The sequence below is a fragment of the Enterobacter sp. EC_64 genome (assembly GCF_019584165.1).
In the GTDB taxonomy this organism is placed as follows: Bacteria; Pseudomonadota; Gammaproteobacteria; order Enterobacterales; family Enterobacteriaceae; genus Enterobacter; species Enterobacter roggenkampii.
Genome location: NZ_VDAS01000027.1, coordinates 28,976 through 44,388 on the forward strand (window position 1 = coordinate 28,976; position 15,413 = coordinate 44,388).

A 15,413-nucleotide genomic window follows, 5' to 3' on the forward strand; every position below is an offset into this window, starting at 1 on the left:
CTGAAAAACCCCTCAGTTGAGTCGCTGTTTCTTGCGCTAACCAGGCGGGTAAAGTAGCCTGAGTTAAATTTCACCTTCGGTACGAGCCATCTGCATGTTAAAGCGCGTTTTTTACAGCCTGTCTGTCCTGGTCGGCATACTGCTGTTGATCGTGCTCGGCCTCGACCGCTGGATGAGCTGGAAAACCGCCCCCTATATCTTTGACGACCTGCAGGACCTGCCCTATCGTCAGGTTGGCGTGGTGCTCGGCACCGCCAAGTACTACCGCACCGGCGTCATCAACCAGTATTACCGTTACCGCATTCAGGGCGCGCTGAACGCCTACAACAGCGGCAAGGTGAACTACCTGCTGCTGAGCGGCGATAACGCCCTGCAAAGCTATAACGAACCGGTGACGATGCGTAAGGACCTGATTGCCGCGGGCGTGGATCCTGCCGATATCGTGCTCGACTACGCGGGCTTCCGCACCCTGGACTCCATCGTCCGCACGCGCAAGGTCTTCGACACCAACGACTTCATCATCATCACCCAGCGCTTCCACTGCGAGCGCGCGCTGTTTATCGCCCTGCACATGGGCATTCAGGCGCAGTGCTACGCGGTGCCGTCGCCAAAAGATATGCTGAGCGTGCGCGTCCGCGAGTTCGGCGCCCGCTTTGGTGCCCTGGCCGATCTGTATATCTTTAAGCGCGAACCGCGCTTTTTAGGCCCGCTGGTGCCGATTCCGGCGATGCACGAAGTGCCGGAAGACGCGCAGGGTTATCCGGCCGTCACGCCCGAGCAGCTGCTGGATATGCAGAAAAAAGAGAAATAACAGAGCCGCCTTTATACTTTCTTTACGCCGGGCCTGACGCTTTTTATCTCCCCTTTACGTCGGCTCTTTTAAGCTGAGTTCACTGCCGCTACGGCTTCATTGAAGAATGACTATGAACTCGATAATGAATGCGTTTTTCCTCAAAAGTCTCCGCCCGTACTTTAACTTTCCCGGCTTATCACTCCCTGGCGCACTTAATTCTGGCCTCTGGCTGGATGAAAAAATTGACGCCCTGCAGCACAACGTTGCCGTGGAAGTGGCCGATTATCTGGAACGTTACCCGCAGACGAAACATGTTGACGTTTACCTGAACGATATCAACGGCACGATGCGCGGCAAGCGCCTCTCGGTAGAGAGCATGCTGAGCTTGGAAAAAGGCTGTTATTTTCCGCTTTCCGTCTACTCCATGGACCAGAAGGGAAACATCGCCGCCCCGCTTTATGATGAACCCGACCGGCTGTGCGTCCCGGTCGCCGGTTCTCTACGCCCCTGTCCGCAGGATCCGGAGCACACCGCGCGGATCCTGCTGACGATGAAAGACAGCGACGGTAACCCCTGCCCGCTTGAGCCGCGCGCGATACTGCAGAACGTCGTGGCCCGCTTCCACCAGCACGGCCTCTTCCCGGTGATTGCCCCGGAAATCGAGTTCTATCTGACGGGACAGGGCGATCGCGATCCGCAAAATCAGGGCTGTTTTCACATGGATGCCTCGCCGGCGCATGCGGCGCTGTTTGACGAGCTGGAACAGCTGGCGCACCTGCAGCGCATCCCGCTGTCAGGGGTGGTAGCGGAAGCCGAGCCCGGACAGTACGAATTAAACCTGAAGCACAGCCAGCGCGTCGTAGAGGTCTGTGATAACGTGCTGGCCCTGCGCCGCCTGACCCGCTATGTCGCTGAAAAGCATGGTCTTCAGGCCAATTTTATGGCTAAGCCGTTCAGCCAGCTCTCCGGCAGCGGTTTGCACATCCATTTCAGCCTGAACGATAGCCGTGGCGAAAACGTTTTTGCCTCGCCGGTCAACGCGCTGAGCAGCATGATGCGCTTGTGCATCGCGGGCCAGCTGGCGCTGATGCCCGCCTCCGTCGCCATTCTTGCGCCGGGGGTCAACGCGTTTCGTCGCCTGCGTAAAAACCTGACGGAACCCGTCTTTAACTCCTGGGGCTATAACACCCGCTCCGCCGCCTTGCGTATTCCCTGCTCGGATGAGAGCAACCGTCGTATCGAGTACCGGCTGGCCGGGGCCGATGCGAATCCGTATCTGGTGGCGGCCACTATCCTGACAGGCATGCTGTACGGGCTGGAACATATCGACGAGGGGGATCTCCCTGAGCCGCAGCACGACCAACCCGAACTGCCGCTGTTCCAGCAGGAGGCGATTGAGGCCTTTGCCTGCTGTCAGTATCTCACCGACAGCCTGGGCGACGCCTTTTCCGAACAGTGGGTCGCCTGCAAGCTTTCTGAACTCGACTGGTTTGAGCGGATTGTGACGCAGGAGGAGTCCCATCTGGCATAGGGCATAAAAAAGCCCGCTCGGTGAGCGGGCCGGGTATGGCGAGTGACGATTACTTCTTACGGGCGTACTTCAGTGAATCCAGCGCAACCGCGAAGATAATGATGGCGCCCTTGATGATGTACTGCCAGTACGGGTTCACGCCGATGTAGGTCAGCCCGTAGTTGATGACGGTGAAGATGATCACACCGGTCACCACGCCGAGTACGGTACCCACGCCGCCGCTGAAGGAGACGCCGCCCACCACGCAGGCTGCGATCGCATCCAGCTCGTACATGAAGCCAAGGTTGTTCGTTGCAGAGCCGATGCGGCCCGCTTCCAGCATCCCGCCGAAGGCGTAGAACACCCCGGACAGGGCATAGATGATGAGCAGGTTCAGGGCGACGTTTACGCCGGACACTTTCGCCGCTTCCGGGTTACCGCCGATAGCGAAGATGTTTTTGCCAAAGCGCGTTTTGTTCCACAGGATCCAGACGAAGGCGACCGCAATCAGCGCATAGAAGGTGATGTACGACAGGCGGAAGCTGCCCAGCGCGATAAACCCTTGCGTAAAGGTCGAGAAGCCGCTGTCAAAGCCCGAGATGGGCGAAGCACCGACGAAGTCGTAGTACAGGGAGTTGATACCGTAAACGATGATCATCGTACCCAGGGTGGTGATGAATGGCGTCACGTTCAGGTAGGCGATGATAATACCGTTGATCAGACCAATCACCGCACCAATGGCGCAGACAATCAGGATCACCACGAAAATCGGCATGGTGGCCATTTCCGGGAAGACCTTGTTGGCGTTTTCCATCGACTGCAGCAGGGTTGCCGCGATAACCGCCGCCAGACCTACCTGGCGACCGGCAGAAAGATCCGTCCCCTGGGTCACGATCAGGCCCGCCACGCCCAGCGCAATGATAATACGCACGGAGGACTGGGTCAGAATGTTACTCAGGTTGAGCAGGCTTAAGAACGTAGGGTCCTGGAAAATGATGATTGCCAGCAAGACTAAAAGAACAACGTAAATACCGCCTTCTTTCAGGTAAGTGAGAAAACTTTTTTTATTTAACGCACTCATGAGGAGCCCCTGATCTTAAAGGTGCAAAGACGCAAGACGCAAAATTTCATTTTGCGTTGTCGTTTTGGTGTCAACAATACCGGCGACGAGACCATTGCTCATAACCAGAATACGGTCCGTGATCCCTAACAGTTCCGGCATTTCGGAAGAAATGATAATGATCCCTTTATTCTTTTTCGCCAGCTCGGCAATCAGCTGATAAATTTCAAACTTCGCGCCGACGTCAATACCGCGGGTCGGCTCATCCAGCATCAGGATTTCGGGCTGCGTTAATAACCAACGGCCAATAATCACTTTCTGCTGGTTACCGCCTGACAGCGAACCAATCTGGGTGCGGTGGCCTGGCGTTTTCACGCGCATGGAGTCAATCACCCACTGGGTATCGCTTTTCATGCGGGAATTATCCAGCAGCCCGACTTTGTTTTTGTAATTGCGAATGTTAGAAATTAACGAGTTAAAGTTAATATCCAGATAAGCATAAATACCGGTCGAACGACGCTCTTCCGTCACCAGCGCAAAACCATTATTAATGGCTTCGTTGGCGTTGTGGTTATTGATTTTCTTACCGTGCAGCGTAATGGTGCCTTCGGCTTTCTCACGAATGCCAAACAGGGTTTCCACGATATCGGTACGCTTTGCCCCCACCAGGCCGGCAATCCCCAGGATTTCACCCTTGTGCAGGTCGAAGGAGACATCGCGGATAGACGGCTGACGCAATGAGGTCAGATTGCGCACTTCCAGAATCACTTCACCTGGCTTGTTTTCTTTGTCCGGGAAGCGCTGGTTCAGGGAACGGCCGACCATCATGGCGATGATCTTGTCCATGTCCAGCCCTTCCAGCGGCTGCGTGGCGATCCACTGGCCGTCGCGCAGGATGGTGATCTCATCGCACAGCTGGAAGATCTCTTCCATTTTGTGGGAGATGTACACAATGCCGCAGCCGCGATCTTTCAGCTTACGAATAATGGTAAAAAGGTGGTTAACCTCTTTTTCCGTTAATGAGGATGTCGGTTCGTCCATGATGACAATTTTCGCATCATAGGAGAACGCTTTGGCAATTTCGATCATCTGCATCTGGGAGACGGATAATGTTCCCACGCGGGCGCGCGGATCGATATCAATATCCAGCTCGTCGAAAATCGCCTTGGTGTCGCGATACATTTTGTCCTGATCGACAAAAACACCTTTGGTGGGATAACGCCCCAACCACATGTTATCCATGACTGAACGCTGCAGCACCAGGTTTAATTCCTGGTGAACCATCGAGATACCGTTTTCCAGTGCTTCTTTCGCTGAATGGAAATCGATCTCTTTCCCCTGAAAAAGAATGCTGCCAGAATCTTTTTGATAGATCCCAAAAAGACATTTTAATAATGTTGATTTACCCGCACCGTTCTCCCCCATTAAGGCATGAATAGAGTGAGGACGCACTTTTAAATTAACATTATCGAGTGCCTTAACGCCGGGAAATGACTTGTTGATGCCGCTCATTTCCAACAGGTATTCACCGGATGACTGAGTTGTTGTGCTGACCATAATTATACCTTGTTGGCCTCGCATATCGCGTTATAAAAGGGCGCAACTCGTTGCGCCCAGTGAAGACAAGTTAACTCTTTTATTTACCGATAAACTCAGCCAGGTTGGACTGGTCTACGCCCACGTAAGGTACGCGAACGATTTTGTTGTCAATTTTCCAGTTGGTGCCATCTGCCGCACCTTTGCCATCGGCCAGGTTTTTCGCCAGGTCGAAGGTGGCTTTCGCCTGGTTGTTGGCATCGTTCAGCACGGTACCGGCCATCGCACCGGATTTAACCAGCGCCAGCGCTTCTGGCAGCGCATCTACGCCGAATACCGGGATAGAGGATTTGTTGTGTGCTTTCAGCGCTTCTACCGCACCCATTGCCATCGCATCGTTGTTGGCGATAACCACTTCGATTTTGTTGGCGTTAGGGCCGGACAGCCACGCGTCCATCTTATCTTTCGCCTGAGCGGTATCCCACATCGCGGTATCTAACGCCAGCTGCTGGGTTTTCAGGCCCTTGTCGTTCAGCTCTTTGATAACGTAGGTGGTACGCGCTTCAGCATCCGGGTGGCCAGGTTCGCCTTTCAGCAGCACGAACTGAATCTGACCGTCTTTGTTCAGGTCCCAGTTCGGGTTCGCCGCCCAGTGTTTCGCGATCAGATCGCCCTGAATAATACCGGACTCTTTGGAGTCGGTACCGACGTAATACGCTTTGTCGTAGCTATCCAGCGCCTTACGGGAAGGTTCTTTGTTGAAGAAGACGATCGGCACGTTCTGGCCGCGCGCCTTTTCAATAACCGTGCCTGCTGCAGCCGGGTCAACCAGGTTGATGGCGAGGGCTTTCACGCCTTTCGCCAGCAGAACGTCGATCTGGTCGTTCTGTTTGGACTGGTCATTCTGGGAGTCGTTCATCAGCAGCTGAACGTCTGGCGCTGCTTTCGCATCTTTCTCAATCGCTTTACGCACAACAGACATGAAGTTGTCGTCGTATTTATAGATGGTCACACCAATACGGGTATCCGCAGCGTGCGCTGCTGCACCAAAAAGCATGCTTGCCATTACAGCAGACAGGGTCAACACCTTCTTATTCATGGTATCTCCGGTTTTTTTTATGCAGGGTAGTTCTTGTGAATAACGAGCGGCGGGCAGATGTTAATAAAACGTTACTGACAGCCGAGGTTCACTTATAAAATTTCTCTCTTCCGTGTTCGGTAACGCTCCAGAAATGCGTTTTATTCGTTGTTTGCGGCACATTGGCTATAGTGAAAGTGAATAATCACTGTTACATAGCGTTTCAGCCCCTAAAACGCTGACATCATAGTCAGCGCCTTGTTAAGATACTGTGAATTTACTCACAGATTGAAAACGGTTACATCACCACATGTAATCAGTTAGTGATCGGAACCACAATTTGCCGGGCCGCGACGGAGTGGCGGCGCACTAAAGTCGGCATGAAACAGTGTGTTGCCCCCGGATCCAGCATGCCTGCTGCCCCCTGTAACGCCAGCTCAGTCGCCAGTTTCGCCATAGAGGCAATCGGGTAACGCACGGTTGTCAGCTGCGGGTCGGTGTAACGGGCAATCGGGATATCATCGAAACCAATGAGTGATAAATGCTGTGGCACCGCAATGCCGTTATCCTTCAGCGCGGTCAGGGCGCCTGCCGCCATGCTATCGTTATAGGCAAACACCGCAGACAATTGCAGATTGCGGCCCAGCAGCTCTACCATCGCCGCTTCACCGCCCTGCATGTCCGGCGTGCCGGTTCCCACCCAGCTCTCGGATGGCGTAATGCCATGCTCTTTCAGGGCGTTTTGCCACCCCTCGCGCCGCAGTTCGTCATCTTCAATCGCGTGGCTGGAAGCCAGATAACCGATCCGCTGATGCCCGTTGTTGATGAGCATTTTCGTGGCCATCATGGCGCCGCTGACGTTATCCAGCCCGACGCAGCGGTGGGCATAGCCGGGGACGATGCGGTTGATCAGCACCATGCCCGGGATCTGCTCCATCAATCCGGTTAGCTCTTCATCGCTCAAGGCTTTTGAATGGACAATCAAGGCGTTACAGCGCTGGCGGATCAGCACTTCAATGGCATGGCGTTCTTTTTCCGCCTCATGATAGCTATTGCCGATCAGGACATATTTCTCATGCTGCTGGGCGACCATATCGACCGCTTTCACCAGTGCGCCGAAAAAGGCATCCGAGACATCCATCACCACCACGCCGATGGTGTCGCTGACCTGCGTCGCAAGCGCCTGGGCATTGGCATTTGGCCGGTACCCGAGCTGGGTCACGGCTTTCATTACGGTTTCTCGGGTTTCAGGGCTGACCAGCGCGCTATTGTTCAGCACGCGTGAGACGGTAGCCACAGAAACGCCCGCCTGACGGGCGACGTCACGAATGGTGATCATATTCACCATCCTTCAAAGGATTGCAGCAACTCACAGACACCCCCTGTGTTTAGCAAGGTGGCTATTTTGGCAGCGAGAGAAAGGGGACTACGTGAAGAAGCTCACAGTCATGAAAACGCTTACATCCGTTTTGTTAATGATTGTGATCCAGATCGTTATCTGGATGTATTTTTCAATGATATCCCTGAAGCACGTGCGGTTAACTGACGCCATACCCACTCCAGCGGTCCCTGGCGGAAATAGCGTAGCCAGAGAACAGAAAACGCCAGGTTTACTGCCCAGACCGGAATAACAAACGCCAGCAGCGTAAGTCGGTCGAATTTCATAAACAGGCCAAAGCGATAGAAAAGCGTGGTGCAGATCAGCGTTTGCAGGAGGTAATTGCTTAACGCCATGCGTCCCACGCAGGCGATAGCGCTGACCATCCACAGACGAGAAAGCGAGGGCCAGAAGCCGTAGATCAGCGCCGCGTAGCCGATGGTCTGGAACGGTGCGCTCAGTTCACGCGGCACCTGGAGCAGGAACGCGCACCAGCGGTAATCCCAGTGGATATGCCACTGCACCATCACCGCCGGGAGGTTAATCAGCACGCCGAGCAGCACCAGACCGGCGCCGGTACGGCGATAGTGACGCAGGCTGAATTCCCCTTTCAGCCAGCCGGTGCGCATCAGTGACGCGCCCATCAGCATCATGCCCGCCAGCTGCCAGCCGTATTGCGCGCCCAGCGCGAGGAGGTTATCCCCCAGCATATCCGCGCGGTTGCTTATCGCTTCCGTACCGCCCTTCAGCTTCCAGAACTGTTCGTACTGCAGGTTAGCGGCATCCGGGATCCAGGCACGATTCGTCGTCTCCCCGGAGATCATCCCCAGCAGCAGCAGTACGCCAAGCCCCATGACATAGAGCATCACGCCGGTGTTGAACAGGCTTTTAACGCTGTGCGCATCGCGAATGAGGCGCCAGCAGATGAGCCCGACTAAACCATACGCGAGAAGAATATCGCCGTCCCAGAAGAACAGGCCATGGATAAAGCCGAGGATAACCAGCAGCGTCAGGCGCGACTGGATCCAGCGCGTACCGCGTTTGAGGAGAAGCTGCAGGCCTGCGCCAAACAGCAGGGCAAAGAGCGTGAGGAATTTGACCTGCGCAAAGAGATCGAGGATTGCCCAGGTCCAGGCATCACTGCGGGTAATGTCGCCATACCACGCGGGATTGAGATACGCCGCCTTCGGCAAACCGAAGGCGGTGATATTAAGCAGCAGGATACCGAGAATGGCGACGCCGCGAACAAAATCGAGCGTGACGTTTCGCTCCATGGTCCCTGCCCTGTAAGACTTAGTTGTGGTGACGTACGGCGCGCAGGAACTCCTGGCGGGTATTCTGGCTCGATTTAAACAGACCGCCCAGCGAGGTTGTGGTGGTCGCACTGGTGGCATCGCGCACGCCGCGCGCTTTCACGCAGTAGTGAACCGCGTCGATAGAGACGGCCACGTTATTGGTGCCCAGCAGCGTTTGCAGCGCGGTCAGGATCTGCTGGGTCAGACGCTCCTGCACCTGCGGACGCTGAGCGAAGAACTGCACGATGCGGTTGATCTTCGACAGGCCAATCACCGTGTCTTTAGGGATATACGCCACGGTCGCTTTACCGTCGATGGTCACGAAATGATGTTCGCAGGTGCTGGTCAGCGTGATATCGCGGACCGTTACCATCTCATCCACTTTCATCTTGTTTTCAATGACGGTGATTTTCGGGAAGTTGGCGTAATCCAGGCCGGAGAAAATTTCGTCGACGTACATTTTCGCGATGCGGTGCGGCGTCTCCATCAGACTGTCGTCACTCAGATCGAGATTCAGCAGCTCCATGATGTCGGTCATATGGCCGGCAATCAGACGCTTGCGGGTTTCATTGTCCAAATCCTGTACGGGCGGACGCAGTGGCGTTTCAAGACCGCGCGCAACCAGGGCTTCGTGGACCAGGGCAGCTTCTTTACTGAGTGATGACATTTTGTTCTCCTGCAGGTGTGGCGTCTTTTGCCCTCGTTGTGGCAAAAGTATGCGTTCATTGTGCGTGAGGCGGCGCACATAATCCAGTATTCACGACGATAATTATTGCGATTGCTGTTGCCTTTCAGCGTGACGATTCCAGACAAGCGCTCCTCCAACGAACAGCGCAATGCCCGCCAGCCCCAGCGCGGGCTCCAGCCGGTGGGTGAGCCAGGTTGATAACGCCGAGGTGACCGGACCAATCAACTGCCCAATCGCATACCCGGTGGTGAGCAGGCCCGCCATATAACGCGTGTGGTTTGGCGCCAGCTCGCGGCCGTATAAAAGAGAGAGCTGCACGGCACACAAAAAGCCGCCGCCCACCAGCAGCCCACCCGTCAGCAACCCGCCAATCCCCGGCAGCAGCCAGGCCGCCAGCACGCCTGCGCCCTGTAACCACAGTACGATAGCCAGCCTGCGGTTAGCCGTTGAGGTATGGCGTAACAGAATACTGAGCGCAATCCCCACCACGGCGGCGAGACCAAAAATCGGCCAGACAAACTGGGCAAACAGGCTGCCGGGAAAACGCACGGCCGCCATTTGCGACAGGAAGGTCGCCGGGAGGATATAGCCAAACCCGGCCAGGCTGTAGCTCCAGACCAGACGCGTTAAATCCGCCGTCAGCACCAGCGGCTCCGGCGCGGTGCCGGGTCGATGGAGCTGCCCGGATCGCGGCAGGTAGCGCGCCACCAGGGCAATCAGCACCAGCGCCAGTACGCCGTAGATTTGCCATGCCGCCCCGGCCGACAGGGACTTCGCCTGAATATAGACGGCGAGCAGGCCGCTCAGGGCGATACCTGCCCCGGGCCCGGCAAAGACAGCCGCACTGAGCCCCGGTTTACCCAGCTGTCCCAGCCGCTCGTTGGTCCAGGCAGCAATCAGCACCATTGACCAGCCGCTCATGCAGCCAATCACAAAGCGCAGCAGGCCGTGCACGACGGCGTTCTCCGCCGCCGCGGAGAGCAGCGTCAGCGCCACCGCGCCGGTGATGCCCAGCCAGAGGCGCGTTTCAACGAAGCGGTGCGCACGCATCGCATCCCACGCACCCACCAGATAGCCCAGATAATTCATCGCCGCCACCAGACCCGCGCTGGTCAGCGTAAGCTGTCCGGCAGCAATCATCAGCGGCACCTGAGGCGTAAAGGCAAAGCGCCCTATCCCCATCGCCACCACCAGAACGACAAACCCACTGAGCGCAATACGCAGCGCCATGACCGCTCCAATTGTTAAAGAAAAGTAAATTTATGATGCAGCATCTCGCCGCCTGGCGAAAGTGAAAGTTACTCACAGGTCAATGAAAAGGCTGTATTATGGGTTTTATGAATACGCATTCTCATTAAGGAGCCCTGCATGGAACTGCTCGAAGAGCACCGTTGTTTTGAAGGTCGACAGCAGCGCTGGCGGCACGACTCCACCTCTCTGAACTGTGCAATGACGTTCAGCATTTTCCTGCCGCCGACGGAAAACCCGCCGGTTTTGTTCTGGCTTTCCGGCCTGACCTGTAACGACGAAAACTTCACCACCAAAGCCGGCGCGCAGCGTATTGCCGCCGAGCTGGGCATTGCGCTGGTGATGCCAGACACCAGCCCGCGTGGCGACGATGTGGCCGACGATGCCGGATACGACCTGGGCAAAGGCGCCGGATTTTATCTCAATGCGACCGAGCAGCCCTGGGCGCGCCACTACCGCATGTATGATTACCTTCGGGATGAACTTCCTGCGCTGGTGCAGTCGCAGTTTGCGGTTGGCGAGCGCTGCGCGATCAGCGGCCACTCAATGGGCGGACACGGGGCGCTCATCATGGCGCTGAAAAATCCGGGGAAATACGTCAGCGTGTCGGCATTTGCACCAATTGTGAACCCAACGCAGGTGCCGTGGGGGCAGAAAGCCTTCACACACTATCTGGGTGAGGATGTGGAAAAATGGCAGGCATGGGACAGCTGCGCGCTGATGCTGGCCAGCAAAGCTGAAGAAGCCATTCCTACCCTTATCGATCAGGGTGATGCGGACCAGTTCCTCGCCGGACAGCTGCAGCCTGCGGTACTGGCAGAAGCGGCACGCCAGAAAGACTGGCCGCTGACGCTGCGCATTCAGCCGGGATACGATCACAGCTATTACTTCATCGCGTCCTTTATTGAGGATCATCTCCGCTTCCATGCGGAGCATTTATTTGCATAAGCACCGCCTGTTTTGCCCGGTGGCGCTTCGCTTACCGGGCCTACGGGCCTGTGCCCTTATGTAGGCCGGGTAAGGCGCAGCCGCCACCCGGCACATGGCTACATCAGAACTTATAATCCACGCCGACAAAGTAGCGACGGCCATCTTCCGTGTAGCTGTAATCGTCGCGGCTCAGATCTTTGTCCAGCAGGTTCTGCACGCCCGCGCGCAGCTTCACGCTTTTCGTCGCCTGCCACGCGGCGCCGGTATTCCAGATAACATAGCCACCCGGCGTTGGGTCGCTGCTGGTCAGCGCGCGTTTCTCACCGGTGTAGTTGCCCTGAACATAGAACGACCAGTCCTGCGTCGCCTTCCAGTCAACGGTCCCGTTGGCGGTGTGGAACGGCAGATCGGACAGCGGTTTGTTGCCGCCGTTGCTGATATCACGACCGTCGTTGTAGGTGTAGTTCAGCGTCACTTTCCAGTCGTCCGCCAGCGGGAATTTCAGCTCGGTCTCCACCCCGCGGATGCGCGCCTTGTTGACGTTGTAGTAGCGGAATATCGGCTCACCGTCCGCATTCAGGCCAACGTAGTTAGGGTAGCTCTGCGCCTGCTTCGCATTGGCCGTACGGCTGATGCTGATGCGGTCATCGACGTTATTCTGGAAGGTGGTCACGCTGGCCTGCACGCCCTCTAACCAGCCCTCTTCCCCGCTGTAGTACAGGCCGAATTCGAAGCTCTCGCTGGTTTCCGGCTTCAGATCCGGGTTACCGACAATCTCACAGGCACCGCGGCACGAGCCGGTGACCCAGTCCGGGCTCAGCTGCAGCAGTGACGGCGCTTTAAACGCGGTCGCCCAGCCCCCTTTCACCGTGACGGTATCGGTCGCGTTGTAGACCAGATAGGCGCGCGGGCTCCAGTGGTCGCCGTAGGTATCATGGTCGTCCATACGGATGCCGGTGGTCAGCGCCAGAGGTTCAAAAATACGCCACTCGTCCTCCAGGAACAGGGCATACTGGCTTGTCGACGTACTGCTGCCGGAGCCGCCCGTCAGGTTGACCGGATCCTTCAGCTTATCGTGACGCCATTCGCCGCCGAAGGTCATCAGCTGGTTGATGTCGCCCAGCGGCAGCACGTATTTCCCGTCTACCGCGTTGCTCTCGGAGGTGATCGGATTGCTGTTGCCCGGGTTTTTGTTATCCACCTTCTCGCCGTAAACCTTCAGCTCGCTGTTGCCGACGCCCCAGCGGCCGTTGTGGCTGAGAGAGTAGTTCTGACGCTCAAGGCGGTTTTTGTCGAGGGAATCCGAGTCACGATCCTGACGGTCGAAACCGTAGCCCGCCGTAAAGTCGTGATTTTCAGACGGCGTCCAGGCGAACTCCACATTCGCATCGCGGCTGGTGAAGCCTTCAATGCGCGGTGTTTCACCGCTCGCCGTGGTAGAGGACTTCTGCTGACCGTCTTTCTCACGCTTTGCGAGGCTACCGTAGGCTTTCAGCCCCAGCAGGCCGTCCACCAGCGGACCGCTGGTATAGAACTGGCCGTCGTACGTATCACCACGATCGCGATGTTCCTGAATTGTGGAATCAGCGCTCAGGGTGCCCGTCCATTTCTGGTCGATTTTTTTGGTGATAATGTTCACCACGCCGCCCAGCGCATCGGAGCCATAAAGCGAGGACATCGGCCCGCGCACGACTTCGATTCGTTCGATGGCGTCAACCGGCACCCAGTTGAGGTCGAAATCATTATGGCGGAACACTGCGTTACGGGAATTGACGCGCTTGCCGTCGATCAGGATCAGCGTGTAGCTGCTGTCCAGCCCGCGAATACTTACCCCTTTACGGTTGTCCCCTTCGCTTGTGAGCTGCACGCCCGGCACATCCCGTAACACATCTTTCAGATTTTGAACGGGTTTGCGCTGCAAATCTTCCTGGGTAATCACGCTGATGCTTGCCGGTGCGTCTTTCAGGTTTTGCTCGGTCGCGGAGGCCGTAACAACCATTGTGTCGCCGGATTCCGCTGCGATAACAGGCAGGGCCAGGGACATTGCGGACGCACAAAGTCCTCCCCTGACGAAGGGATTCAACCTAAACATTCCATATCTCCATGAGGTAAATACAACTCAATCAAATCATCATTGCTCACAGCGTCTTCCTTGCCGCCCACATCTCCGGTGGGTCGGTGACACGCTTATTTTTGATAACGATAAAGCAAACGATAATTATTATCAATTAAATTGTTAAGAAATATATCTTTGTTACAGGAGGCGGAAATAAAAAAGCCCGCTCAAACGAGCGGGCTAAGAGAGAGGAAGTGCGATTATTGTTTAAATCGTTCCGGGAATTCCATTTCACTGTAGCGAACGAAGTGTGTTCCTTTCGTCAGCTTGTAGCCAAACCAGATGACGAGGAACAGCGGAATACCAATGTAGGTTGCCGTGACGGCGCCCCAGTCAATGGTGTCCGCCAGGAACGCTTCATAGTTCTGTCCCAGCGTAATAATCAGGCACAGAATGAAGGCGAAAATGGGACCCAGCGGGAAGAACCCTGAGCGATACGGCAGCTGGTTAACGTCATAACCCTGTTTGACGTAGCCACGGCGGAAACGATAGTGGCTAATGGCAATCCCCAGCCAGGCAATAAAGCCCGTCATCCCGGAGGTGTTAAGCAGCCACAGGTACACCGTCTGGTTGCCAAACATAGAGGTCAGGAAGCACAGGCCGGCAATCACCGTTGTGGCGTACAGTGCGTTGCGCGGTACGCCGCCACGGGACAGTTTCGCGAAGATACGCGGCGCTTTACCGTCACATGCCAGCGTGTAGAGCATACGTGTGGACGCGTACATTCCGGAATTACCGGCAGAAAGTACGGCGGTCAGGATAACGGCGTTCATCACTGCTGCGGCTGAAAGCAGGCCGGCATGCTGGAAGACCAGCGTGAACGGGCTGACGCTAATGTCTTTGACATCATTACGCAGCAGGCTTGGATCGGTGTACGGAATGATCAGGCTGATAATCAGGATCGCGAACACATAGAACAGCAGGATACGCCAGAAGACCTGACGAACCGCGCGCGGAATATTCTTCTCCGGGTTTTCTGACTCACCGGCAGCAATGCCAATCAGCTCGGTTCCCTGGAAGGAGAAGCCGACAATCATTGCCACGCCAATCATTGCCGACAGTCCACCGGCAAACGGCGCATCGCCTATTGTCCAGTTACTCCAGCCCGCAGGTTCAGCGCCTTTGAAAATACCAACGATCATCGCCACACCGACGACGATAAAGATGATGACGGTTGCCACTTTGATCAAAGAGAACCAGTATTCCGCTTCGCCGAAACCGCGCACGGAGATGTAGTTCAGCAGGAAGATGACGGCCAGGAACAGGGCGCTCCAGATCCAGCCCGGCGTATCCGGGAACCACCAGTTCATCACCAGCTGTGCGGCGACAAGGTCAACGGCGATGGTGACCGCCCAGTTGTACCAGTAGTTCCAGCCCAGCGCGAAGCCGAAGCCTTCTTCAACGTATTTTTGACCGTAGGTCGAGAACGAACCGGATACCGGCATGTACGCGGCCAGTTCGCCGAGACTGGTCATCAGGAAGTACACCATCAGGCCAATCAGGATATAAGAGAAAAGTGCCCCACCCGGGCCGGCTGCCGAAATCGTTGCGCCAGAGGCAACGAAAAGACCTGTACCGATGGAGCCGCCAATGGCGATCATCGTCAGGTGACGCGCCTTGAGTTCACGACGTAGCGTGGGCGCTTCTGTGGTTTTAATTTCTGAAACCATATGAAAATGCTGTCCATTTAATAAATGAGGCGCGATTGTAGCAGACGATCCGCGTTCCTTCCGGCAGAAATACTCAGTTATAAGAGAGCTTCATGACGCGGCCAGGATTAT

12 protein-coding genes are annotated in these 15,413 nt (G+C 56.0%); 3 read left to right on the plus strand and 9 right to left on the minus strand.

Features of this window, described 5'->3' with window-relative positions; translation table 11 throughout:
• Positions 1 to 94: 94 nt before the first annotated feature.
• Entirely contained in the window at positions 95 to 811 is a 717-nt protein-coding gene (gene sanA, locus FHC52_RS18635) for an outer membrane permeability protein SanA (protein WP_008500918.1), read from the plus strand.
• Between the two features lie 124 nt (positions 812 to 935).
• Positions 936 to 2,324, plus strand: a complete 1,389-nt coding sequence (locus FHC52_RS18640; protein ID WP_126289521.1) for a glutamine synthetase family protein — start codon at positions 936 to 938, stop codon at positions 2,322 to 2,324.
• Positions 2,325 to 2,373: 49 nt separating this feature from the next.
• On the opposite strand, the gene mglC is transcribed toward FHC52_RS18640, so the two are convergent.
• The 7 genes from mglC to FHC52_RS18675 form a co-directional block, all read right to left on the minus strand.
• Positions 2,374 to 3,384, minus strand: coding sequence for a galactose/methyl galactoside ABC transporter permease MglC (mglC, locus tag FHC52_RS18645; RefSeq protein ID WP_008500921.1), 1,011 nt, complete (start codon positions 3,382 to 3,384; stop codon positions 2,374 to 2,376).
• Positions 3,385 to 3,399: 15 nt separating this feature from the next.
• A complete protein-coding gene (gene mglA / locus FHC52_RS18650) occupies positions 3,400 to 4,920 on the minus strand; it encodes a galactose/methyl galactoside ABC transporter ATP-binding protein MglA (protein ID WP_008500922.1) in 1,521 nt (506 codons plus the stop codon).
• Between the two features lie 79 nt (positions 4,921 to 4,999).
• Complete coding sequence (gene mglB, locus FHC52_RS18655) at positions 5,000 to 5,998, minus strand: galactose/glucose ABC transporter substrate-binding protein MglB (protein WP_008500923.1); 999 nt, start codon at positions 5,996 to 5,998, stop codon at positions 5,000 to 5,002.
• Between the two features lie 295 nt (positions 5,999 to 6,293).
• The gene (gene galS, locus FHC52_RS18660) at positions 6,294 to 7,316 is read right to left on the minus strand and encodes an HTH-type transcriptional regulator GalS (RefSeq protein ID WP_008500924.1); all 1,023 of its coding nucleotides are present in this window, start codon (positions 7,314 to 7,316) and stop codon (positions 6,294 to 6,296) included.
• Positions 7,317 to 7,471: 155 nt separating this feature from the next.
• A complete protein-coding gene (gene yeiB / locus FHC52_RS18665) occupies positions 7,472 to 8,629 on the minus strand; it encodes a DUF418 domain-containing protein YeiB (RefSeq protein ID WP_032675203.1) in 1,158 nt (385 codons plus the stop codon).
• Positions 8,630 to 8,648: 19 nt separating this feature from the next.
• Entirely contained in the window at positions 8,649 to 9,317 is a 669-nt protein-coding gene (folE, locus tag FHC52_RS18670) for a GTP cyclohydrolase I FolE (protein WP_008500927.1), read from the minus strand.
• A 102-nt stretch (positions 9,318 to 9,419) separates the two neighbouring features.
• Complete coding sequence (locus FHC52_RS18675) at positions 9,420 to 10,568, minus strand: YbfB/YjiJ family MFS transporter (RefSeq protein WP_032652753.1); 1,149 nt, start codon at positions 10,566 to 10,568, stop codon at positions 9,420 to 9,422.
• Positions 10,569 to 10,706: 138 nt separating this feature from the next.
• On the opposite strand from FHC52_RS18675, the gene fghA reads away from it, so the two are divergent.
• Positions 10,707 to 11,534 (plus strand): S-formylglutathione hydrolase, encoded by an 828-nt coding sequence (gene fghA / locus FHC52_RS18680; protein ID WP_069598556.1) that lies wholly within the window; start codon positions 10,707 to 10,709, stop codon positions 11,532 to 11,534.
• Positions 11,535 to 11,637: 103 nt separating this feature from the next.
• On the opposite strand, the gene cirA is transcribed toward fghA, so the two are convergent.
• Positions 11,638 to 13,608, minus strand: a complete 1,971-nt coding sequence (gene cirA / locus FHC52_RS18685) for a catecholate siderophore receptor CirA (RefSeq protein WP_126289508.1) — start codon at positions 13,606 to 13,608, stop codon at positions 11,638 to 11,640.
• A 224-nt stretch (positions 13,609 to 13,832) separates the two neighbouring features.
• Positions 13,833 to 15,302 carry an amino acid permease gene (locus tag FHC52_RS18690; protein WP_008500931.1) on the minus strand — a complete coding sequence of 490 codons (1,470 nt, stop codon included), beginning with the start codon at positions 15,300 to 15,302 and terminating at the stop codon, positions 13,833 to 13,835.
• Positions 15,303 to 15,413: the final 111 nt, after the last annotated feature.

What these genes read in the sequence shown, in the direction of transcription:
- sanA (WP_008500918.1), top strand. Translation starts at nt 95, where the DNA reads ATGTTAAAGCGCGTTTTTTACAGCCTGTCTGTCCTGGTCGGCATACTG.
- folE (WP_008500927.1), bottom strand. Translation starts at nt 9,317, where the DNA reads ATGTCATCACTCAGTAAAGAAGCTGCCCTGGTCCACGAAGCCCTGGTT.
- mglB (WP_008500923.1), bottom strand. Translation starts at nt 5,998, where the DNA reads ATGAATAAGAAGGTGTTGACCCTGTCTGCTGTAATGGCAAGCATGCTT.
- fghA (WP_069598556.1), top strand. Translation starts at nt 10,707, where the DNA reads ATGGAACTGCTCGAAGAGCACCGTTGTTTTGAAGGTCGACAGCAGCGC.
- yeiB (WP_032675203.1), bottom strand. Translation starts at nt 8,629, where the DNA reads ATGGAGCGAAACGTCACGCTCGATTTTGTTCGCGGCGTCGCCATTCTC.
- galS (WP_008500924.1), bottom strand. Translation starts at nt 7,316, where the DNA reads ATGATCACCATTCGTGACGTCGCCCGTCAGGCGGGCGTTTCTGTGGCT.
- FHC52_RS18675 (WP_032652753.1), bottom strand. Translation starts at nt 10,568, where the DNA reads ATGGCGCTGCGTATTGCGCTCAGTGGGTTTGTCGTTCTGGTGGTGGCG.
- cirA (WP_126289508.1), bottom strand. Translation starts at nt 13,608, where the DNA reads ATGTTTAGGTTGAATCCCTTCGTCAGGGGAGGACTTTGTGCGTCCGCA.
- FHC52_RS18640 (WP_126289521.1), top strand. Translation starts at nt 936, where the DNA reads ATGAATGCGTTTTTCCTCAAAAGTCTCCGCCCGTACTTTAACTTTCCC.
- FHC52_RS18690 (WP_008500931.1), bottom strand. Translation starts at nt 15,302, where the DNA reads ATGGTTTCAGAAATTAAAACCACAGAAGCGCCCACGCTACGTCGTGAA.
- mglC (WP_008500921.1), bottom strand. Translation starts at nt 3,384, where the DNA reads ATGAGTGCGTTAAATAAAAAAAGTTTTCTCACTTACCTGAAAGAAGGC.
- mglA (WP_008500922.1), bottom strand. Translation starts at nt 4,920, where the DNA reads ATGGTCAGCACAACAACTCAGTCATCCGGTGAATACCTGTTGGAAATG.